20 protein-coding genes are annotated in these 20460 nt (G+C 72.0%); 12 read left to right on the top strand and 8 right to left on the bottom strand.

Features of this window, described 5'->3' with window-relative positions; translation table 11 throughout:
* The first annotated feature begins 196 nt into the window (after positions 1-196).
* The 3 genes from QMZ92_RS27190 (at position 197) to tyrS (ending at position 4460) form a co-directional block, all read left to right on the top strand.
* Entirely contained in the window at positions 197-1720 is a 1524-nt protein-coding gene (locus QMZ92_RS27190; protein WP_283300141.1) for a TldD/PmbA family protein, read from the top strand.
* Positions 1717-3108 (top strand): metallopeptidase TldD-related protein, encoded by a 1392-nt coding sequence (locus QMZ92_RS27185; RefSeq protein WP_283300140.1) that lies wholly within the window; start codon positions 1717-1719, stop codon positions 3106-3108. The genes QMZ92_RS27190 and QMZ92_RS27185 overlap by 4 nt, the downstream gene beginning before the upstream one ends.
* An 83-nt stretch (positions 3109-3191) precedes the next feature.
* Complete coding sequence (gene tyrS, locus QMZ92_RS27180) at positions 3192-4460, top strand: tyrosine--tRNA ligase (protein ID WP_283300139.1); 1269 nt, start codon at positions 3192-3194, stop codon at positions 4458-4460.
* A gap of 169 nt (positions 4461-4629) precedes the next feature.
* Here the strand turns inward: tyrS and QMZ92_RS27175 are convergent, their stop codons facing one another.
* Positions 4630-4905 (bottom strand): GlsB/YeaQ/YmgE family stress response membrane protein, encoded by a 276-nt coding sequence (locus tag QMZ92_RS27175; protein ID WP_017948888.1) that lies wholly within the window; start codon positions 4903-4905, stop codon positions 4630-4632.
* Positions 4906-5120: 215 nt separating this feature from the next.
* Here QMZ92_RS27175 and QMZ92_RS27170 point away from each other — a divergent pair, with 215 nt between their 5' ends.
* Both QMZ92_RS27170 and QMZ92_RS27165 read left to right on the top strand, forming a co-directional pair.
* Positions 5121-5546 carry a DUF3099 domain-containing protein gene (locus tag QMZ92_RS27170; protein WP_283300138.1) on the top strand — a complete coding sequence of 142 codons (426 nt, stop codon included), beginning with the start codon at positions 5121-5123 and terminating at the stop codon, positions 5544-5546.
* A gap of 202 nt (positions 5547-5748) precedes the next feature.
* Positions 5749-6009, top strand: coding sequence for a hypothetical protein (locus QMZ92_RS27165; protein ID WP_283300137.1), 261 nt, complete (start codon positions 5749-5751; stop codon positions 6007-6009).
* Here QMZ92_RS27165 and moaA read toward each other — a convergent pair.
* The 3 genes from moaA to QMZ92_RS27150 form a co-directional block, all read right to left on the bottom strand.
* A complete protein-coding gene (gene moaA / locus QMZ92_RS27160) occupies positions 5992-6981 on the bottom strand; it encodes a GTP 3',8-cyclase MoaA (RefSeq protein ID WP_283300136.1) in 990 nt (329 codons plus the stop codon). The two genes, QMZ92_RS27165 and moaA, sit on opposite strands and share 18 nt — an antisense overlap.
* Before the next feature lie 214 nt (positions 6982-7195).
* Positions 7196-8830, bottom strand: coding sequence for a monocarboxylic acid transporter (locus QMZ92_RS27155; protein ID WP_283300135.1), 1635 nt, complete (start codon positions 8828-8830; stop codon positions 7196-7198).
* Complete coding sequence (locus QMZ92_RS27150; RefSeq protein ID WP_283300134.1) at positions 8827-9192, bottom strand: DUF485 domain-containing protein; 366 nt, start codon at positions 9190-9192, stop codon at positions 8827-8829. The genes QMZ92_RS27155 and QMZ92_RS27150 overlap by 4 nt, the downstream gene beginning before the upstream one ends.
* A 275-nt stretch (positions 9193-9467) precedes the next feature.
* On the opposite strand from QMZ92_RS27150, the gene QMZ92_RS27145 reads away from it, so the two are divergent.
* On the top strand, positions 9468-11006 hold the full coding sequence (locus QMZ92_RS27145) for a S8 family peptidase (protein ID WP_283300133.1): 1539 nt from the start codon (positions 9468-9470) through the stop codon (positions 11004-11006).
* Between the two features lie 216 nt (positions 11007-11222).
* Here the strand turns inward: QMZ92_RS27145 and QMZ92_RS27140 are convergent, their stop codons facing one another.
* Both QMZ92_RS27140 and QMZ92_RS27135 read right to left on the bottom strand, forming a co-directional pair.
* On the bottom strand, positions 11223-12266 hold the full coding sequence (locus tag QMZ92_RS27140; protein WP_283300132.1) for a zinc-dependent alcohol dehydrogenase family protein: 1044 nt from the start codon (positions 12264-12266) through the stop codon (positions 11223-11225).
* A gap of 121 nt (positions 12267-12387) precedes the next feature.
* The gene (locus QMZ92_RS27135) at positions 12388-13059 is read right to left on the bottom strand and encodes a VIT1/CCC1 transporter family protein (protein ID WP_283300167.1); all 672 of its coding nucleotides are present in this window, start codon (positions 13057-13059) and stop codon (positions 12388-12390) included.
* Positions 13060-13271: 212 nt separating this feature from the next.
* On the opposite strand from QMZ92_RS27135, the gene QMZ92_RS27130 reads away from it, so the two are divergent.
* The 6 genes from QMZ92_RS27130 to QMZ92_RS27105 all read left to right on the top strand — a co-directional run bounded on the left by QMZ92_RS27130 (position 13272) and on the right by QMZ92_RS27105 (position 19197).
* On the top strand, positions 13272-13898 hold the full coding sequence (locus QMZ92_RS27130; protein ID WP_283300131.1) for a TetR/AcrR family transcriptional regulator: 627 nt from the start codon (positions 13272-13274) through the stop codon (positions 13896-13898).
* A 193-nt stretch (positions 13899-14091) separates the two neighbouring features.
* On the top strand, positions 14092-15075 hold the full coding sequence (locus tag QMZ92_RS27125; protein WP_283300130.1) for a DEDDh family exonuclease: 984 nt from the start codon (positions 14092-14094) through the stop codon (positions 15073-15075).
* A 147-nt stretch (positions 15076-15222) separates the two neighbouring features.
* Complete coding sequence (locus QMZ92_RS27120; protein ID WP_017948874.1) at positions 15223-15456, top strand: metallothionein; 234 nt, start codon at positions 15223-15225, stop codon at positions 15454-15456.
* Between the two features lie 113 nt (positions 15457-15569).
* Entirely contained in the window at positions 15570-16385 is an 816-nt protein-coding gene (locus QMZ92_RS27115) for an SURF1 family cytochrome oxidase biogenesis protein (RefSeq protein ID WP_283300166.1), read from the top strand.
* Positions 16386-16640: 255 nt separating this feature from the next.
* Positions 16641-18437 (top strand): glycoside hydrolase family 15 protein, encoded by a 1797-nt coding sequence (locus tag QMZ92_RS27110; RefSeq protein ID WP_283300129.1) that lies wholly within the window; start codon positions 16641-16643, stop codon positions 18435-18437.
* A gap of 4 nt (positions 18438-18441) precedes the next feature.
* Positions 18442-19197, top strand: coding sequence for an SDR family oxidoreductase (locus QMZ92_RS27105; RefSeq protein WP_283300128.1), 756 nt, complete (start codon positions 18442-18444; stop codon positions 19195-19197).
* A 272-nt stretch (positions 19198-19469) separates the two neighbouring features.
* Here the strand turns inward: QMZ92_RS27105 and QMZ92_RS27100 are convergent, their stop codons facing one another.
* Positions 19470-19661, bottom strand: a complete 192-nt coding sequence (locus QMZ92_RS27100) for a DUF6381 family protein (protein ID WP_171053153.1) — start codon at positions 19659-19661, stop codon at positions 19470-19472.
* Positions 19662-19876: 215 nt separating this feature from the next.
* Positions 19877-20455 carry an alkaline shock response membrane anchor protein AmaP gene (gene amaP, locus QMZ92_RS27095; RefSeq protein ID WP_283300165.1) on the bottom strand — a complete coding sequence of 193 codons (579 nt, stop codon included), beginning with the start codon at positions 20453-20455 and terminating at the stop codon, positions 19877-19879.
* Between the last annotated feature and the right edge of the window lie 5 nt (positions 20456-20460).

The following is a 20460-nucleotide window of genomic DNA, read 5'->3' as shown; positions in this document are numbered from 1 at the left end:
CACCCTTTCCATAGAGGTCTGACACTGCGAAAACCTATCGGTACCGCCCCTTGTGCAGGGGATCGACCCCTGACAGTGGCGTCACGGATGCACTGTCGGGTCCCTACAGAAAGCGGTAGGCAGCGGGCATCCGGGCGCGACATGATCGGGGCGGCCGGTCCTGTGCCGACCGGTCCCACCATGACAGGAGACATTCGTGGCTCATTCCATCGACGAAGCCTTCACGGCGTTGCCGCTGCGGGCGCTCGCCGACGCGGCGCTCGCGCGGGCGCGCGCGCTCGGCGCCGCGCACGCCGACTTCCGGCTGGAGCGGGTGCGCAGTGCCGCGTGGCGGCTGCGCGACGCGAAGCCGGCAGGCTCGTCCGACACCACCGACCTGGGATACGCGGTGCGGGTCGTGCACGGCGGGGCCTGGGGATTCGCGTCCGGAGTCGATCTGACCATGGACGGTGCCGCCAGGGTGGCGGGCCAGGCCGTGGCGATGGCGAAGCTGTCGGCGAAGGTGATCGCGGCCGCCGGCTCCGACGAACGGGTCGAGCTGGCCGACGAGCCGGTGCACGCGGACCGCACGTGGATCTCCTCGTACGAGACCGACCCGTTCGCCGTCCCGGACGAGGACAAGTCCGCGCTGCTCGCGGACTGGAGCGCGCGGCTGCTGCGGGCGGACGGCGTGGCGCACGTGGACGCCTCGCTGCTGACCGTGCACGAGAACAAGTTCTACGCGGACACGGCGGGCACGGTCACCACACAGCAGCGGGTCCGGCTGCATCCGCAGCTCACGGCGGTCGCCGTGGACGAGACCACCGGCGAGTTCGACTCCATGCGCACCATCGCGCCGCCGGTGGGACGGGGCTGGGAGTACCTGACCGGCACCGGCTGGGACTGGGACTCGGAGCTGGAGGAGATCCCGGAACTGCTGGCCGCCAAGATGCGCGCGCCGAGCGTCCAGGCGGGGAGGTACGACCTTGTCGTGGACCCGTCGAACCTGTGGCTGACGATCCACGAGTCGATCGGGCACGCCACCGAGCTCGACCGGGCGCTGGGCTACGAGGCGGCGTACGCGGGCACCTCCTTCGCCACCTTCGACAAGCTCGGCAGGCTGCGCTACGGCTCACCGGTGATGAACGTGACCGGGGACCGGACCGCGGAGCACGGGCTGGCGACGATCGGGTACGACGACGAGGGCGTGCAGGCGCAGAGCTGGGACCTGGTGAAGGACGGAACGCTCGTCGGTTACCAGCTCGACCGCCGGATCGCGCGCCTCACGGGCCTCGGCCGCTCCAACGGCTGCGCCTTCGCGGACTCGCCGTCGCACGTCCCGGTGCAGCGGATGGCGAACGTGTCGCTCCGGCCCGAACCGGGCGGGCTGTCGACGGAGGACCTGATCGGCGGGGTGGAGCGCGGCATCTACGTCGTCGGGGACCGGTCCTGGTCGATCGACATGCAGCGGTACAACTTCCAGTTCACCGGCCAGCGCTTCTACCGTATCGAGAACGGCCGGCTGACGGGGCAGCTGCGCGATGTCGCCTACCAGGCGACGACGACCGATTTCTGGGGCTCGCTGGAGAAGGTCGGGGGCCCGCAGACGTATGTCCTGGGAGGCGCCTTCAACTGCGGCAAGGCCCAGCCGGGCCAGGTCGCGGCCGTCTCGCACGGCTGCCCGTCCGCACTGTTCCGCGGCGTCAACATCTTGAACACCACCCAGGAGGCCGGTCGATGAGCCCCGTCAGCAAGCCGCACGAGATCGTCGAGCGTGCCCTCGAACTGTCCACCGCCGACGGCTGTGTCGTCATCGCCGACGAGCACTCTTCGGCCAATCTTCGCTGGGCCGGGAACACCCTCACCACGAACGGCGTGACCCGGGGCCGTACCCTCACCGTGATCGCGACCGCGGACGGGGCGCAGGGCACCGCTTCCGGAGTGGTGTCCCGGTCGGCCGTGACGGCCGCGGACCTGGAGCCGCTGGTGCGGGCGGCCGAGGCGGCCGCACGGGCCGCGGGACCCGCAGAGGACGCTCAGCCGCTGGTGAGCGGCGTCCCGGCGGCGGGCGACTTCACCGACGCCCCTGCGGAGACCTCCTCCGCCGTCTTCGCCGACTTCGCGCCCGCGCTGGGCGAGTCCTTCGCACGCGCCCGCGCGGGGGGCCGTGAGCTGTACGGCTTCGCCAACCACGAGCTGACCTCGACGTACCTCGGCACGTCAACGGGGGTGCGGCTGCGTCACGACCAGCCCAACGGGACACTGGAGCTCAACGCCAAGTCGCCGGACCGCAGCCGCTCCGCATGGGCGGGGCGCGCGACCCGGGACTTCAAGGACGTCGACCCGGCGGCCCTGGACGCCGAGCTGGCGACCCGGCTGGGCTGGGCGGAGCGCCGGATCGAACTGCCCGCGGGCCGCTACGAGACGCTGCTGCCGCCGACGGCCGTCGCGGACCTGCTCATCTACCAGCTGTGGTCCTCCTCGGGCCGGGACGCGGTCGAGGGCCGCACGGTCTTCTCCAAGCCGGGCGGCGGAACCCGCATCGGCGAGCGGCTGTCCGAGCTGCCGCTCACGCTCCGCAGCGATCCGGACGAGCCGGGGCTGGAGTGCGCCCCGTTCGTGATCGCGCATGCCTCCGGCGGCGACGCGTCGGTGTTCGACAACGGTCTGGCGGTGCCCTCGACCGAGTGGGTGCGGGAGGGCGCGCTGGAGCGGCTGATCACCACCCGGCACAGCGCGGGGCTGACCGGGCTGCCGGTCTCCCCCGCCGCCGACAATCTGATCATGGACGCGGGCGGCGGGCGGTCGCTGGAGGAGATGGTCGCGTCGACCGGGCGGGGACTGCTGCTGACCTGCCTGTGGTACATCCGGGAGGTGGACCCGGCCACGCTGCTGCTGACCGGACTGACCAGGGACGGCGTCTATCTCGTGGAGAACGGCGAGGTCACCGGCGAGGTGAACAACTTCCGCTTCAACGAGTCACCCGTCGACCTGCTGTCGCGGGCCCAGGAGGCCGGGCGGACGGAGAAGACGCTGCCGCGGGAGTGGAGCGACTGGTTCACCAGGGCGGCCATGCCTGCGCTGCGCGTCCCGGACTTCAACATGAGCTCCGTCAGCCAGGGCGTCTGAGCCTTCGGGCGAACCCATAGACTGCTGGATGCCCCTTCGGGCGGCCATCACCTTCTTCCCACTGTTCGAGGAGAACCGGAACCGTGACGGACATCGTCGACGAGCTGAAGTGGCGCGGGCTGTTCGCCCTGTCCACCGACGAGGACGCTTTGCGCAAGGCGCTCGCGGACGGTCCCGTCACGTTCTATTGCGGTTTCGACCCGACCGCGCCCAGCCTGCACGTCGGACATCTGGTGCAGGCGCTCACCATGCGCCGGCTCCAGCAGGCGGGCCACCGCCCGCTGGCACTGGTGGGCGGGGCGACCGGCCAGATCGGCGACCCCAAGCCGACGGCCGAGCGCACCCTGAACGACCCGGAGACCGTCGCGGCCTGGGTGGAGCGGGTCCGCGCCCAGATCGAGCCGTTCCTGTCCTTCGAGGGCGAGAACGCGGCGGTCATGGTCAACAACCTGGACTGGACGGCGGGCATGTCCGCCATCGAGTTCCTCCGGGACATCGGAAAGCACTTCCGCGTCAACAAGATGCTGACCAAGGACTCGGTCGCCCGCCGGCTAGAGTCCGACCAGGGCATCAGCTACACCGAGTTCAGCTACCAGCTGCTGCAGGGCATGGACTTCCTGGAGCTGTTCCGGCGCCACGGCTGCACCCTGCAGCAGGGCGGCAGCGACCAGTGGGGCAATCTGACCGCCGGTCTGGATCTGATCCACCGCCTGGAGCCTCACGCGAGCGTGCACGCGCTCGCCACACCGCTGATGACCAAGGCGGACGGCACCAAGTTCGGCAAGACCGAGGGCGGCGCGGTCTGGCTCGACCCGGAGATGACGACGCCGTACGCCTTCTACCAGTTCTGGCTGAACGTGGACGACCGCGACGTCTCCGGGTACATGCGGATCCTGAGCTTCCGGAGCCGTGAGGAGCTGGAGGAACTGGAGAGGCTCACCGAGGAGCGGCCGCAGGCCCGAGCCGCACAGCGGGCGCTGGCCGAGGAGCTGACGACGCTGGTGCACGGCGCCGACCAGTGCGCCGCCGTCATCGCCGCGTCGAAGGCGCTGTTCGGCCAGGGCGAGCTCGGGAACCTGGACGAGGCGACCCTGGCGGCGGCGCTGTCCGAGCTGCCGCACGCCCGGGTGGCGGAGCCGGCTCCGGTGGCGGACCTCTTCGCGGAGGTGGGGCTGGTGGCGAGCAAGTCGGCCGCCCGTCGCACCATCAAGGAGGGCGGCGCCTACGTGAACAACGTGAAGGTGGCCGCGGAGGACGCGGTCCCGGCCGCGGACGAGCTGCTGCACGGGCGCTGGCTGGTGCTGCGGCGCGGCAAGAAGAACCTGGCCGCGGTGGAGGTCACGGGCGGCTGAGCCCACGGCCCCGGGCACGGCACCGCACGGCACACAGCACACAGCACACAGCACACAGCGGTACGCAAGACGGCGGCCGGGCGGGTACCTTCCCGTCCGGCCGCCGTGCTGCCCGGGGTCCGTCGCTTCCGTTCTCGCAGGAGTCCGGCTCGCGGAGCGCTCGGGCCCCTCAGGCCACCTTCTTCCTGCCGCGGACGGCGATGTACAGCATGTCGCCCACGCCGACGACGACCAGGGCGGCGATGATCTGGAGGGCGTGACGGCCCCAATCGATACCGGGGGTCTCCCCGATCCCGAAGGCTCCCGCGAGGGCGTTGCCGACGATGCCGCCGATGATGCCGAAGATCGTGATCAGCCAGAGCGGACTGTGCTGCTTCCCCGGCAGGATCGCCTTGGCGATCAGCCCCAGCACGAATCCGACGATGATCGCCCACAACCAGCCCATGGCTTCCTCCCGCTTTCGGATCGACGTAAGCAGTTACGGACAGTTTCGATGTATCCGCTATACAGCGCATGTCGGACAGAGGTGTACGTGGTGCGCGATGCCGACTCGGACCCGACACCCCGGACCCGGTCTCGAACGCGACGGAGCCGCGGCGTACCGTGGAAACAGGTTCGCACCGGGGAGGGCCCGGCGCGGCGGCTGAGCGGCGGAACGACATGCGGAAGCACAAGGAGACCGAGGTCTTCCGGATCACCGGCGCCCGTCAGGGGCTGGCCGAGGACGTGCGCGGCCGCCAGCGCCGTTATGTGATCTCCATGTCGGTCCGCACCCTCGCGGTGGTCCTCGCCGCGGTCCTCTGGAACGTCGAGCGCCATGTGGCGGTCGTGGCGCTGGTGCTCGGTGCGGTCCTTCCCTACATCGCCGTGGTGATCGCCAACGCGGGCCGCGAGAGCGCCCCGAAGCCGCTCGCCACCTTCGTACCGGCACCCACGAGGCCCGCACTCGAGAGCGGTGCGCCGGCGCCTCGGCCGGCACCGGAGGACGCGGCGCACCCCCGGCGCGCGGCATGGACGGAGCAGGCGGAGGGCGATGCGGAATGCCGAGCGGAGGACGCCCCGGCGCGGGAGTCCCGGCGGGGCTGAACGGCGGCTCGGCGAGGCCGGCGGCGGGCGCGCCGGCAGGCTCAGGAAAAGCTCAGATCAATCATGAAGTTCCGGTGCACCACGGCCCGTTCCGCGTGACATACTGCCAGTGCGCTCCGCATCCCCCGTCGGAGCGACGGACCGACGCCGGGCAGCTCCCCCCGTGGCTGCTCGGCGTCGCCTCGTTGTGGAGAATGATCCGGTGAGTACCGACCCGGTGAGCGCCGAGACCCCCGTCTGCTCCGCGAAGGGCTGCCGAGCCGCCGCGGTGTGGGTACTGGCCTGGAACAACCCGAAGCTGCACACTCCGGAGCGCCGCAAGACATGGCTGGCCTGCGAGGAGCACCGGGAGCACCTGTCCCGGTTCCTCGGGGTGCGGGGCTTCCTGAAGGACGTCGTGACGCTCGACGAGTGGGAGGGCCCGGCGTCCGGCGACGGACGGGGCTCAGCCGCCGATCGCTGACATGGGGCGCTGCGGCTGGAGGAACTGCGGGTCGTCCAGGCCCGATCCCGCCTTCTTGCCCCACATCGCGAGCTTCCAGATCCGGGCGATCTCCTCGTCCGGCGCGCCGGAGCGCAGCGCGCCGCGCAGATCGGTCTCCTCGCGGGCGAACAGACAGGTGCGGACCTGCCCGTCGGCGGTCAGACGGGTGCGGTCGCAGGCGCTGCAGAAGGGCCTGGTGACGGAGGCGATGACCCCGACGCGGTGCGGGCCGCCGTCCACGAGCCAGCGCTCCGCGGGCGCGGAGCCACGGGCCTGCTCGCCTTCGGGAGTGAGCTCGAAACGGGTACGCAGGGACTGCAGGATGTCACCCGCGGTGATCATCCCGTCGCGCTTCCAGCCGTGCTGGGCATCCAGCGGCATCTGCTCGATGAAACGCAGCTCGTAGGCGTGCTCGACGGCCCAGGCGAGCAGTTCGGGGGCTTCGTCGTCGTTGAGCCCCGGCATCAGCACCGTGTTGACCTTCACGGGGGTCAGCCCGGCCTCGCGGGCGGCCTCCAGGCCCTCGACGACGTCGTGGTGTCGGTCGCGGCGGGTGAGGGTCTTGAAGACGTCGGGGCGGAGCGTGTCCAGCGAGACGTTGACCCGGTCCAGCCCGGCGGCCTTCAGGGCCGTCGCGGTGCGCTTCAGTCCTATGCCGTTCGTGGTCAGCGAGATCTTGGGGCGCGGCTCCAGCGCGGCGCAGCGCTCCACGATCCCGACGAGCCCGGGCCGCAGCAGCGGCTCACCGCCGGTGAAGCGGACCTCGGTGATCCCGAGCCGCGTCACCGCGATGCGGACGAGCCGGACGATCTCGTCGTCGGTGAGCAGGGTGGTCTTGGACAGCCACTGCAGGCCCTCTTCCGGCATGCAGTACGAGCACCGGAGATTACAGCGGTCGGTGAGCGAGACCCGCAGGTCGGTGGCCACACGGCCGTAGGTGTCGATGAGCACTGTCGGCCCCCTCCCCGTGTTCGGAAGTCTTACTGGCACTCGTCCCATGAGTGAGGAACTCGTCCTGGGAGCGAGCCTACGCGAGACCTCCGACAACGGCAGGGGCCATTTGCCACGAGGTACGGAGCGGCCGCGTCGTAGGACCCTACGACGCGGCCGCGTACGGGCGCATGACGTTCTCCTCCTCGACGCAGGCCGGCGCCCGTGAGGTTCCTCAGTGGGCGCCGACGCCCGTGAGGGACTTGACCTCCAGCTCCGCGTACTTGCCCCGGTCCGGCTCCTCCCCGGACAGCAGGGAGCCGATCCAGCCGAGCAGGAAGCCCAGCGGGATGGAGACGATCCCGGGGTTCTCCAGCGGGAACCAGGCGAAGTCCACCGCGGGGAACATCGACGAGGGCTTGCCGGAGACGACCGGGGAGAACAGCACGAGCACCACCGACGAGACCAGACCGCCGTAGATGGACCACAGGGCACCGGAGGTCGTGAACCTCTTCCAGAACAGGCTGTAGAGGATCGTCGGCAGGTTCGCGGACGCGGCGACGGCGAAGGCGAGCGCCACGAGCCCGGCCACGTTCAGATCGCGGGCCATGGCCCCCAGCCCGATGGAGACGACGCCGATGAGGACGGTCGCCCAGCGGGCCGCGCGGACCTCCTCCCTCTCGGTGGCCTGGCCCTTTCGGATGACGTTGGCGTAGATGTCGTGCGCGAACGACGAGGAGGAGGCCAGGGTGAGCCCGGCGACGACGGCGAGGATGGTGGCGAACGCGACCGCCGAGATCACGGCCAGCAGGACCGCACCGCCGGCGGAGTCGGCGCCGCCGATGTGCAGGGCGAGCAGCGGGGCCGCGGTGTTTCCGGCCTTGTTCGAGGCCGTGATCTCCTCCGGGCCGACCAGGGCGGCCGCGCCGAAACCCAGCGCGATCGTCATCAGGTAGAACGCGCCGATGATGCCGATGGCCCAGATGACCGACTTACGGGCGGCCCTGGCGGTGGGCACGGTGTAGAAGCGGATCAGGATGTGCGGCAGACCGGCGGTGCCGAGCACCAGGGCGATGCCGAGCGAGAGGAAGTCCAGCTTGGAGGTGCCGGTGGCGCCGTACTTCAGGCCCGGCTCCAGGAAGGCCGCGCCCTTGCCGCTCTGCGCGGCCGCGCTGCCGAGCAGGTCGGAGACGTTGAAGTTGAACTTCCACAGCACCAGGAAGGTGATGAGCAGGGTGCCCGCGATCAGCAGGACGGCCTTGACCATCTGCACCCAGGTGGTGCCCTTCATCCCGCCGATGGTGACGTAAAGGATCATCAGCACGCCGACGAGGCCGACGATGGCGATCTTCCCGGCGTCGCTGGTGATGCCGAGCAGCAGCGAGACGAGCACGCCGGCGCCGGCCATCTGGGCGAGCAGGTAGAAGATCGAGACGACGATCGTGGAGGTGCCGGCGGCGGTGCGGACCGGCCGCTGCCGCATCCGGTACGCGAGGACGTCGCCCATGGTGAACCGGCCGGAGTTGCGCAGCGGTTCGGCGACGAGCAGCAGGGCGACCAGCCAGGCGACGAGGAAGCCGATGGAGTAGAGGAAGCCGTCGTACCCGAAGAGGGCGATGGCGCCGGCGATGCCGAGGAAGGACGCGGCGGACATGTAGTCGCCGGAGATGGCGAGTCCGTTCTGGAAGCCGGTGAACTGGCGTCCGCCGGCGTAGAAGTCGGCGGCGTCCTTGGTCTGCCGGCCGGCCCAGACGGTGATGAACAGCGTCGCGACGACGAAGGCCGCGAACAGGGTGATGATCAGCGGGCGGTGCTCGCCGGCGTCGCCCGCCGCGGCGAGCCGGACGGCCTGGAGTGTCGTGCTGCTCATGCGTCGGCCTCCATACGGGACTTGAGCGCATCCGCTCTGGGGTCGAGCTTCTCGGCCGCGTGCCGTGCGTAGAACCAGGCGATGAGGAAGGTGGTGGCGAACTGGGCGAGGCCGAGGACGAAGGCCACGTTGACGTTGCCGAAGAGCCGGGTGCCCATGAAGCCGCCCGCGTAGTTGGACAGCAGGACGTACAGCAGGTACCACAGGATGAAGGCGACGGTCAGGGGGAAGGCGAAGGAGCGGTAGGTGCGGCGCAGTTCGGCGAATTCCGCGCTCTCCTGCACCTCGACGAACGCTTCGGTCGTGGGCTGGGCGGGACCGAGGTCCCTGTCCCCTGCGGGCGGCGGTGCATCGGTGGTCACGGACTCTCCTCGCGCCGCGGGTGCGGCAGTCATGGACGGGACGGGGTCTCGTACGGGGAGCGGGGCGGCTCGCCCCTCTCTCTGACAACGGCACGGCGCACACCGCGAAGCGGTTCACCTCCGGGCGCATTCGTGCTCGCTTCTCCGCCCGTTTTCCGGAACCGGATTCCCGAAGTCATTGATGCGCCAGGATGATCGGCGATAGCTTCACTCGTCATGTACCCGCCCATACGCACGGGGTGTCTGGGCGGCCAACCGGATGATGTGGAGATCCCATGGCTCATCTGCGACCCAGACGGACGCGCGCGATAGCACTGCCCGCGGGTCTGGCGCTCACGGCCTCGCTCGGATTCCTGCCCGCGGGCGCGGCGACCGCCGCCCCCGCCGACGACACGCCCGCCGCCGTCTCGACCAACGGCCCGAAGCTGTCGTACGTCGTCAACGTGGACGGCGGCCGATCGGCCGTCGCCAGGGTGAAGCGGGCGGTCGCGAAGGCCGGCGGCACGGTGGTGATCGCCTACGACCGGATCGGCGTCGTCGTCGTCCATTCGCAGAACCCTGACTTCGCCCGGCAGATCCGCACCGTGAAGGGCGTCGCCTCGGCGGGCGCCACGCGTACCAACCCGCTGGTCCCCCAGCGGGACAACGCCATCGAGGCCGAGCAGCCGTTGACCGCCGCGCAGGCGAAGGCGGCCGCGGCCAGGGCGACCGACGAGCAGGACCCGCTGGAGCCCCTGCAGTGGGACCTGCCCGCCATCAAGGCCGACAAGGCCCACCAGCGCTCGCTGGGCAGCAGCAAGGTCACGGTCGCCGTCCTGGACTCGGGTGTCGACGACACCCACCCGGACATCGCGCCGAACTTCGACCGACGGGCCTCCGCGAACTGCGTGAGCGGCATACCGGTCACGGAGAACGACGCATGGCGTCCGGCGGCGGACGAGAGCGACCACGGAATGCACGTGGCGGGCACCATCGCCGCAGCGAAGAACGGCTTCGGCGTCACCGGCGTCGCCCCCGGCGTGAAGGTGTCCAGCCTCAAGGTGGCGAACCCGGACGGGTTCTTCTACACCGAGGCGGTCCTCTGCGGCTTCGTCTGGGCCGCGGACCACGGTGCCGACGTGACCAACAACAGCTACTACGTCGACCCGTGGCTCTACAACTGCAAGAACGACGACGACCAGAAGGCCCTCGTCGAGACCCTCGCCCGGGCCACCAGGTACGCGGAACGCAAGGGCGTGGTGAACGTCGCCGCGGCCGGCAACTCCCGTGTCGACCTCGCCTCCGACGCGGTCACCGACACGACGAGCCCGAACGACACGACGCCGGTCTCACGGGTCGTCAAACCGCGCGAGTGCCCGGATATCCCGGCCATGCTGCCGGGTGTGGTGACGGTGTCGGCGACCGGGGCCAAGGGGCTCAAGTCGTCGTACTCGAACTACGGCAACGGGATCGTGGACATCACGGCGCCGGGCGGCGACTCCACCGCCCTCCAGCCGCCGGAGGCCCCCGCCACCAGCGGGCTGATCCTCTCGACCACGTTCAGGGGCGGCCACACCTGGAACTACAAGGCGGGCACGTCCATGGCTTCCCCGCACGTCGCGGGTGTCGTCGCGCTGATCAAGTCGAAGCACCCGCGGCTGTCGGCGGCCGGGGTGAAGGCCCTGCTGTACGCACAGGCCGATGACCGTCCGTGCACCAACCCGTACGACATCAACGGCGACGGCACGGTCGACGCGGTGTGCGAGGGCGGCAAGGGCAAGAACGGCTTCTACGGCGCCGGTATGGCGGACGCGCTGGACGCGGTGCGCTGGTAGCCGGTCACGCCGTCCGGTAGGCGGTCCGCCGGGCGGCCGTGGGCGCGCACGAGGGGCCCGGGCGTGGTGGGAATCACGCCCGGGCCCCTTCGTGTGGGCGGCCGGACGGACGGGGGCGGCCCCGGCTGACGCAGTGTCACCGGCCGGGGCCGGCCCGGAGTCCTGCTGACGGGGCGCGGGTGCCGGGCACGGCAGGCCGGCGCGTTCCCCGGCGGCTCAGGGCTTGACGAGGACCTTCAGGGCCGTGCGCCCGTCCATGGCGCGGTAGCCCTCGGGGACGCCGTCCAGACCGACCGTCAGGTCGAAGACCGGAGCCGGGTCGACCGTGCCGTCCAGGACGTCCGGGAGCAGTTCGGGGATGTAGGCGCGGACGGGGGCGACGCCGCCGCGCAGTGCGATGTTGCGGTCGAACATCATGCCGAGGTCGAGTCCGGTGCCGCTGCCGTGCGGCACTCCGACGTAGCCGATGGCGCCGCCGTCACGGGTGATCCCGACGGCGGTGCGCATCGACTGCTCCGTGCCGACCGCCTCGATCACGGAGTGAGCGCCGTGGCCGCCGGTCAGCTCGCGGACGGCGGCCACGGCCTCGTCGCCGCGCGCGGCGACGACGTCCGTGGCGCCGAAGGTGCGGGCGATGTCGGTTCGCCCCCGGTGACGGCCCAGCGCGATGATCCGGTCGGCGCCGAGCCGCCTGGCGGCGAGGACGCCGCAGAGTCCGACCGCGCCGTCGCCGACGACCGCGACGGTGCTGCCCTTGGTGACGCCCGCGCCGAGCGCGGCGTGGTGGCCCGTGCCGAGCACGTCGGAGAGGGCGAGGAGCGCGGTCAGCAGCCGTTCGTCGGAGAGCGCGGCGGCGGGGAGCCGGACCAGGGTCGCGTCGGCGAACGGGACGCGCACCGCCTCGCCCTGACCGCCGTCGCTGCCGGGCGAACCCCAGAAGCCGCCCCGCGGGCAGGACGTCTGCAGTCCCTCGGCGCAGAACTCGCAGGTGCCGTCGGACCAGACGAAGGGTGCGACGACGAGGTCGCCGGTCGCGAAGGCGGTCACCTCGGCGCCCGCCTCCTCGACGACGCCCAGGAACTCGTGGCCGATGCGCTGGCCGGGCTGCCGTTCGGCCTCTCCCCGGTACGCCCAGAGGTCGCTGCCGCAGATACAGGCCCGCACCACGCGTACGACCGCGTCGGTCGGTTCCTGGACACGGGCGTCGGGCACCTCCTCCACACGCATGTCGAACGGGGCGTGGATGGTGGTGGCGCGCATGTCGGACGGACCCTCGCTGCTGAGACGTCGGTACCCGCCTCACCGTACCCCGGTCACCGACGGACGCCCGGCCGAGGGCGCCCACCTGTGAGCGGGCCCTGCACCGCGAGCGACGGCGGGGTCAGATCCCCACGGCCCCCAGCAGCGAGCCCGCCGCGTACGTCACCCCCATCGCCAGCGCACCCCCGCACACGTTGCGCACCATCGCCCGCCCGGCCGGGGCCGCGCCGAGGCGGGCGCTCCACCAGCCGGTGAAGGCGAGGGCGAACAGCACCGACACGACCGTCACCGGCAGCCTGGCGGTGGCCGACGGCAGGACGATGGCCAGCAGGGGCAGCAGGGCGCCCACGGTGAAGGCCAGGAAGCTGGCGCCGGCCGCGTGCCAGGGGTTGGCGAGCTCGTCGGGGTTGATGCCGAGCTCGACCCCGGCGTGGGCGCGGAGCGCGTCGCGTGCGGTGAGCTGCTCCGCCGCCGCGCGGGCGACCTCGCGGGAGAGGCCGCGGGCCGCCAGCATGGCGGTCAGTTCGTCGAGTTCGGCCGCGGGCTGTTCGCTGAGCTCCCGCTTCTCCAGGGCCAGTGCCGCCTTCTCCGAGTCGCGCTGGGTCGAGACCGAGACGTACTCGCCCGCGGCCATCGACATCGATCCGGCGAGCAGTCCGGCGAGGCCGGCGGTGAGCAGCACCGCGCGGTCGCTCGTCGCACCGGCCACGCCGACCACGAGGCCCGCGGTCGACACGATGCCGTCGTTGGCTCCGAGGACCGCGGCGCGGAGCCAGTTGAGGCGGGTGCCCATGGTCGCGTCATGGGGCTCGTGGTGGGGTGTCGGTTGCGTCACGCCAGGGAGGGTCTCACCCGCGGGGCCGCGAACACAGCCGCCACACGGCAGCGGGTACGGGGCCGGCGCACGGGGTGCCGCACGGCCACGCCTGTAACGCGGTTACACCGAGTACCGATGGAGATCAAAGAGGCTTTTCCACAGCGGAGTCGACCGGAGATAGGGGTTTCATGTCACGTACCGCGCTGACCCGCGAGGAGGTGCTGGAGGCCGCGTACGACCTCGTCAAGCAGCACGGTCCCGACGCACTCACCATGCGGGGGCTCGCCGCCCGGCTCGGCACGGCCGTGACCTCCATCTACTGGCACGTCGGCAACCGCGAGTCGCTGCTCGACGCGCTCATGGACCGGGCGGTGGAGGAGATGGGGGCGATCCGGCCGACCGGCCGCACCCCGGCCACCCGGATCGTCTCGGTCGCCCGCCAGTTGCGCGGCGAACTGCACGCCCGGCCCCATCTGATCGCCATGGTCCATGAACGTGGCCTGACCGAGCGGGTGTTCCTGCCCGCACAGCGCGCGCTCGTCCGCGAGGTGCACACCGCCGGACTTCGGGGAGCGCGGGCCGCCGAGGCGGTCCGCGCGGTGCAGTTCCAGGTGGCCGGCTTCGTCCTGGTCGAGTGCGCGCGCGGGCCGGCACCGGCGGAGGAACCCGGTCGGGAGCGGCAGCGGAAGACCGTGAGCGCGCGCAAGGATCCGGCCCTGGCCCGTGCGCTGGCGCGCCCTGCCGACCCCGAGCGGCTGTTCACCGCGTCCCTGAGGGCGCTGGCCAAGTCCCTGCTGGCCCAGGGGAACACCTGAGGCCCGAGCGGGCCGTGCACGCCCCGTCAGGGAATTCCGGACGTATCCGGCAGGATCCATACCAGTCGGTCGCGGTGAACTCCATCGCTCCCGTACGGGGCTGACGGGGCCCCAGGCCTGCGCTCCGCCGCCCGTCACCGGACCGGGGGCACACGGGCCGGAGCTTCCGTGTCGGTGGCGGCCCGTAAGCTCTGTGACCATGCTCGACAACGGTACGACAGCAGCAACGTGGCCGGCCGCGTATCCACAGGGGTACGCGGTCGTCGACGTGGAGACCACCGGCCTCGCCCGTGACGACCGGATAGTGTCGGCTGCCGTCTACCGCCTGGACGCCCAGGGGAACGTCGAGGACCACTGGTACTCCCTGGTCAACCCCGAGCGGGATCCCGGTCCGGTGTGGATCCACGGACTGACGAGCGACATGCTGGAGGGCGCGCCGCTCTTCGTGGACATCGCCCAGGAGTTCGCGCACCGGCTGGACGGCCGGGTGCTCGTCGCGCACAACGCCGTGTTCGACTGGTCCATGATCGCAAGGGAGTACGCGCGGGCGGAGCACGTCGCACCCGTGCGCCAGCGGCTGTGCACGATCGCGTTGTCCAAGGAGCTGTCGCTGCCCCTGCCCAACCACAAGCTGGAGTCGCTCGCGGCACACTTCGGTGTCGTCCAGCGCCACGCGCACAACGCCCTGGACGACGCCCGGGTGCTGGCGGAGGCCTTCCGGCCGAGTCTGCACACGGCGGCCGAGCGGGGCGTGCGGCTGCCGCTGCTGGAGTGCCGTCCGCTCACGGAGTGGTCCACGACACCCTCCGCGCCGCGGATCGGCCGGCAGGCGTCGAGGTCCTCCTACCGGCCGAACGGCTGGCGACCGTCACGCAGGAGGCCGCCGTGCCCGTACCCGAACCCGGGGCGCTACGAGGCGGACAAGCCGCTCAGACAGGGCATGCGGGTGGCCTTCTCCGGTGACACCTCGGTCGAGCGGGAACTGCTGGAGGACCGTGCCGTCGAGGCCGGCCTCCATGTCGCGACGAGCGTCTCCCGGCTGACGAGCCTCCTCGTGACGAACGACCCGGAGGCCCCCACGTCGAAGACGGTCCGGGCGAGGTCGTACGGGACACCGATCATCGACGAGGCCGCTTTCACCCAGCTCCTCAGGGACGTCGCGCCGGCCGAGGCGTGACGCCCCGCCCACGGCCTTCGGTCCGCCGGGCGTACGGGGCGCGGACGGAGGCCGGGCAGCCCGGCGCGTGCGCCGGTCGGGTGCAGCCGCCCCGACCCGCCCGGAGGGATCTTGCTCCGGTCCGCCGCCCTCCGGAGCATGCGGCGCATGGCACGTTGCGAGGTCTGCGGAAACGACTACGGCATGTCCTTCGAGGTGCACGCGCAGGGCGCGGTGCACGTCTTCGACTGCTTCTCCTGCGCCATCCACCGGATGGCCCCCATCTGCGAGCACTGCAGGGTCCAGATCATCGGCCAGGGCGTCGAGGTCCAGGGCCACTGGTACTGCGGCGGGCACTGCGCCCGCGCCGAGGGGAGGACGGGCATCGTCGACAAGGTGTGACCCCGCCGGCTCCCCGGCACCCGCCGCGCCCCCTCCTCCCCGCCGGCACGTTCCCGGGCCACGCCCGGGACCCTGCCGCCGGACGCCCCATGACCGAGTTGTACGGTCGTGGGGTGTACCGCTTCCTGTTGTCCCGGCAGTGGGTGATCCTCACCCTCGTCAGCCTCGTCCTCATTCCCGTGATGGTCGAGCTGGGCTACTGGCAGCTGCACCGGCACGAGCGCCGCGTCGCGCAGAACGAGCTGATCGCGGACAACCTCGCCGCACGGCCGGTGCCCGTCACGGAGCTGACCTCCCCGGGGCACACCGTCCCGCGCGCGGACTACTGGCGGCACGCCACGGCCACGGGCACGTACGACACCGCCCACGAGGTCGTCGTGCGCCGCCGCACCGACAACGACGAGCGGGTCGGGGTGCACGTCCTCACCCCGCTGGTCCTCGCCGACGGCCGTGCCGTCCTGGTCAACCGGGGCTGGGTGCCCGCGGCGGCCGACCAGACCGCGTACCCCGCCGTGCCACCGGCGCCGACGGGCCGGGTCACCGTCACGGGCCGGCTCATGGCGGACGAGACCACCGACGCGAGCGGGATCAAGGACCTCAGCGGGCTGCCGCCGCGTCAGATCATGCTGATCGACAGCGAGCAGCAGGCCAAGAGCCTGGGCCGGCCGGTACTCGGCGGCTACCTGCAGCAGACGGCCCCCGAGCCGGCCGGTGGCACCCCCGAGCTGATCGCGGAGCCCGACCACGACTCCATCGGCGCGCACATGGCGTACGCGGTCCAGTGGTGGCTGTTCGCGGCCGGTGTCCCGGTGGGCTGGGTCGTCCTGGTACGCCGCGAGAAGCGCGACCGGACCGCGGCGGCCGCCGGATCGGCTACCGAACCGGCTGCCGCGGAGACGCCCGCGACGGCGGGTGCGACGGCGAGCTGAGCCGCCGGCCCGGCCCCGGCGACGCGGCCGGGCTCGCGGGGGCGTCCCGGCGGAGCCCGACGGCCGGGACCGGCACGGGGCGGGGCCCCGCCCCCGGGAAGGCCCGTCCAACGGCCCCGAGGCGGCTGAGCCGTGGCCCACCGCCCTCCCCCGAACCCCCGAGGACCGCCCGGGCGCTCTCCGCCCGCGAAGCCCGTCTCCCACGTGGTCGACGCAACCGCTTAGGCGGCCGTCAGCGAGGGAAAACGGCATGTCGTGACCCAACGCATCGAGGACTACGCCCTGATCGGCGATCTGCAGACCGCGGGTCTGGTGGGCAGGGACGGCTCGGTCGACTGGCTGTGCCTGCCGCGCTTCGACTCCGGAGCCTGCTTCGCGGCACTGCTCGGCGACGACGGCAACGGCCACTGGCGGCTCGCGCCCAAGGGCGCCGGGAACTGCACCCGCCGCCGCTACGTCCCGGGCACGCTCGTCCTCGAGTCGTTCTGGGAGACGCGGACCGGCACGGTCAAGGTCACCGACTTCATGCCCCAGCGCGACAAGGCCCCCGACGTCGTACGGATCGTGGAGGGCGTCAGCGGCAACGTCGAGATGAACGCGACCCTGCGGCTGCGCTTCGACTACGGCTCGGTCGTCCCGTGGATACGGCGGACGGACGACCACCGGGTCGCGGTCGCCGGCCCCGACTCCGTGTGGCTGCGGCTCGAGAACCCGGACTCCGTGCCGGTGAAGACCTGGGGCCAGCAGTTCAGCACCGTCTCGTCGTTCACCGTCGGCGCCGGCCAGAGCTTGGCGTTCGTCCTCACCTGGCACCCCTCGCACGAGCCGGCTCCCCGACTCGTCGACCCCTTCCACGCGCTGAGTGCGAGCGTGGACGACTGGCAGGAGTGGTCGGCGCGGTGCGGCTACGAGGGACCGTACCGGGACGCCGTGGTCCGCTCGCTGATCACCCTGAAGGCGCTGACGTACGCCCCGACGGGCGGGATCGTCGCCGCTCCCACGACCTCCCTTCCCGAGGATCCCGGCGGCATCCGGAACTGGGACTACCGCTACTGCTGGCTGCGGGACTCCACACTGACACTCCGCGCGCTCCTCTCCACCGGCTACGTCGACGAGGCCGCGGCATGGCGGGACTGGCTGGTGCGCGCGGTGGCGGGTGACCCCTCGGGGCTGCAGATCATGTACGGGGTGGCCGGGGAGCGCAGGCTGCCGGAGACGGAACTGCCCTGGCTGCGCGGCTACGAGGGCTCCGGCCCGGTACGGATCGGCAACGGCGCCGTCGACCAGCTCCAGCTCGACGTCTACGGCGAGGTCATGGACGCGCTGCGGCTCGGCCGCGAGGCCGGTCTGGAGTCCCCGCCGCACGCCTGGAACCTCCAGCTGAGTCTGCTGGGCTTCCTGGAGTCGACCTGGCGGGAACCCGACGAGGGCCTGTGGGAAGTGCGCGGGCCGCGGCGCCACTTCGTGTTCTCCAAGGTGATGGCGTGGGTGGCGGCCGACCGCGCCGTACGGACGCTGGAGGACGACCCCGGGCTCCCCGGCGATGTGACCCGGTGGCGGGCGATGCGGGACGCGGTGCACCGGGAGGTGTGCGACAGGGGGTTCGACGCGGAGCGGAACACCTTCACCCAGTACTACGGTTCGGACGAGCTGGACGCCTCGGCACTGCTCATTCCCCGGGTGGGCTTCCTCCCGCCCGACGACCCGAGGGTCGTGGGCACGGTCGACGCGGTGCGGGCCGGGCTGGGCCGGAGCGGGTTGATCAACCGCTACAGCACGAAGGGGCCGTCCGTCGACGGGCTTCCCGGCCGTGAAGGAACGTTCCTCGTCTGCTCGTTCTGGATGGTCGACGCCCTGCGTGCGACCGGGCGGGTGGAGGAGGCCAAGGACCTCTTCGAGCGGTTGCTTGAACTGCGCAGCGACGTCGGCCTGCTGGCGGAGGAGTACGACCCGGTGGCGCGGCGGCAGCTCGGGAACTTCCCGCAGGCGTTCAGCCATGTGGGACTGGTGGGCTCCGCCCTGGCTCTCGCCGCACGCGGCGCGGCAGGATAGGGCCATGGATCTTGGACTGAAGGACCGCGTCTACGTCGTGACCGGGGCGACCCGCGGGCTGGGCAACGCCGCCGCCCGCGCACTGGCCGCCGAGGGCGCGAAGCTGATCATCACCGGACGGGACGCGAAGGCCGCCGCGGACGCGGCGGCCGGGATCGGCCCGTACGCCGTCGGCGTCGCGGCCGACAACGCCGACCCCGATACCGCCGAGCGGCTGATCAGCGCCGCCCGGGCGCACTTCGGCCGCTTCGACGGCGTACTGATCAGCGTCGGAGGCCCCCCGCCGGGCTTCGTCGCGGACAACACGGACGAGCAGTGGCAGACGGCGTTCGAGTCGGTGTTCCTGGGCGCGGTCAGGCTGGCCCGGGGCGCGGCGGCGGCGCTGGGTGAGGGCGGGGTCGTCGGCTTCGTGCTGTCCGGCTCGGTCCACGAGCCGATTCCCGGCCTGACCATCTCGAACGGTCTGCGTCCCGGTCTTGCCGGTTTCGCCAAATCGCTGTCGGACGAGCTGGGCCCGCGCGGGATCCGCGTCGTGGGACTGCTGCCGGCCCGTATCGACACCGACCGGGTGCGCGAGCTCGACGCGCTGTCGGGGGACGTGGACGCGGCCCGTGCCGCCAACGAGTCCCGCATTCCGCTGCGGCGCTACGGCACGCCCGAGGAGTTCGGACGCACGGCGGCGTTCATGCTGTCGCCCGCGGCGTCGTACCTGACGGGCGTGATGCTGCCGGTGGACGGCGGGGCGAGGTCCGGTTTCTGACGGGCTGTGCGGGAGGCCGCCGGCCCCGTGCGCACAGCGGCGGGTGACCCGTGCGGTCACCCGGCCGGGCAGGCACGGCCCGGACACCCAACCGGCCGGACACCCACCCGGCCGTCACGTGCCGCCCGGGCGGACGCAACCGGAGCCGCACCGCCCGAGCGCATCCCGGCCGTAAGCACCACGCCCGGGCCCACGCCGGCCGAACGCGCCCCGGACGTACTCACCGGCCGCTGACCCGGACGGTCACCGGCCGGTGTGTACGGCACGGACGGTCACTCCATGGGGTAGATGTCCCCGGAACCCATCGTGCTCTCCTGCTCGCTCTGTTCCTGGAGCCTGCGCGCCTTCTCCTTGAGCCGCCGGCTCTCCTCGGGATCGCTCACGCGATCCGCGGCCTGCTTCAGCTCCTCGGCCTTCTGCCGCATCTGCCGGACCCGGCCGCCGACTTCGTCTGACATGCTCATGGCCTCCTCGGACGTCGCTTTCAGCGGACCCCTCTCAGCGAACCAGTGCACCTGCCCGCTCGCATCCCGAACGCCGATCGAACCCGGAACTCACCCGGGGACGCATCCGGAACACCGGCCGAAGGGCACCGCCCCGGCGGGGCGCCCCGGAACGGCGGCGACCTGCCGAGCCCGTCCCGCCCGCCGCCCACTCCGCCCCGACCCGTCGGCCCTGGTCACATCACACGCTTCGCCCGGTGTCTCTGGGCCCGCAGCCGGACCTCCGCGGGCAGCGACGCCAGCCCCGCCGACTCGCGCGCGTGCGCCAGGGCCTCTGCCGACAGGCGGTGCAGCGTCTCGCCCGGCGACGCGAAGGGTTCGAGGAGAAGGCGCACACGGGCCGCCGGGGCGGTGCGGCGGCCGTGCAGTACGACCTGGGTCCTGGACACGCCGTCCAGGTCCTCGGCCTCCCGCGCGAGCACGGCCTCCATGGCACGCCCCCGCAACAGCGCCCCCTCCCCGTCTCCGCTGTCCACCAGCACCTCGGCCAGCCGCGAGCGGCGGAACTGGGCCAGCAGCCACCAGAGCGCGAGGAGGACGGCGACTGCCAGCGCCGCGATCACCACGGGCCACCACCAGCCATGGTCCTCCCACCGCTGCCGCCGGCTCTCGCTCAGCAGTACGGTCCCGGTCCCCCGCCACGGCCACCAGGACGGGACCGGCAGCCCCAGCCCCGATGCCAGGACCGCTCCCCCCAGAAGGACGAGCACCAGACCGGCCAGCCCGATCAGTACGCGGTTGACGACCCGGAGCATTCCGC

This window comes from Streptomyces sp. HNM0645, assembly GCF_030056615.1.
GTDB lineage: Bacteria > Actinomycetota > Actinomycetes > Streptomycetales > Streptomycetaceae > Streptomyces > Streptomyces marianii.
Note: the sequence above shows the minus strand (reverse complement) of the source record. Positions and strands in the feature narration are given on the sequence as shown.

Bases quoted from the DNA above. Each gene is read 5' to 3' on its own strand.
- QMZ92_RS27185 (WP_283300140.1), top strand. From the start codon at position 1,717: ATGAGCCCCGTCAGCAAGCCGCACGAGATCGTCGAGCGTGCCCTCGAA.
- QMZ92_RS27175 (WP_017948888.1), bottom strand. From the start codon at position 4,905: ATGGGCTGGTTGTGGGCGATCATCGTCGGATTCGTGCTGGGGCTGATC.
- QMZ92_RS27170 (WP_283300138.1), top strand. From the start codon at position 5,121: ATGCGGAAGCACAAGGAGACCGAGGTCTTCCGGATCACCGGCGCCCGT.
- QMZ92_RS27155 (WP_283300135.1), bottom strand. From the start codon at position 8,830: ATGAGCAGCACGACACTCCAGGCCGTCCGGCTCGCCGCGGCGGGCGAC.
- QMZ92_RS27145 (WP_283300133.1), top strand. From the start codon at position 9,468: ATGGCTCATCTGCGACCCAGACGGACGCGCGCGATAGCACTGCCCGCG.
- QMZ92_RS27140 (WP_283300132.1), bottom strand. From the start codon at position 12,266: ATGCGCGCCACCACCATCCACGCCCCGTTCGACATGCGTGTGGAGGAG.
- QMZ92_RS27135 (WP_283300167.1), bottom strand. From the start codon at position 13,059: ATGGGCACCCGCCTCAACTGGCTCCGCGCCGCGGTCCTCGGAGCCAAC.
- QMZ92_RS27130 (WP_283300131.1), top strand. From the start codon at position 13,272: ATGTCACGTACCGCGCTGACCCGCGAGGAGGTGCTGGAGGCCGCGTAC.
- QMZ92_RS27120 (WP_017948874.1), top strand. From the start codon at position 15,223: ATGGCACGTTGCGAGGTCTGCGGAAACGACTACGGCATGTCCTTCGAG.
- QMZ92_RS27105 (WP_283300128.1), top strand. From the start codon at position 18,442: ATGGATCTTGGACTGAAGGACCGCGTCTACGTCGTGACCGGGGCGACC.
- QMZ92_RS27100 (WP_171053153.1), bottom strand. From the start codon at position 19,661: ATGAGCATGTCAGACGAAGTCGGCGGCCGGGTCCGGCAGATGCGGCAG.
- amaP (WP_283300165.1), bottom strand. From the start codon at position 20,455: ATGCTCCGGGTCGTCAACCGCGTACTGATCGGGCTGGCCGGTCTGGTG.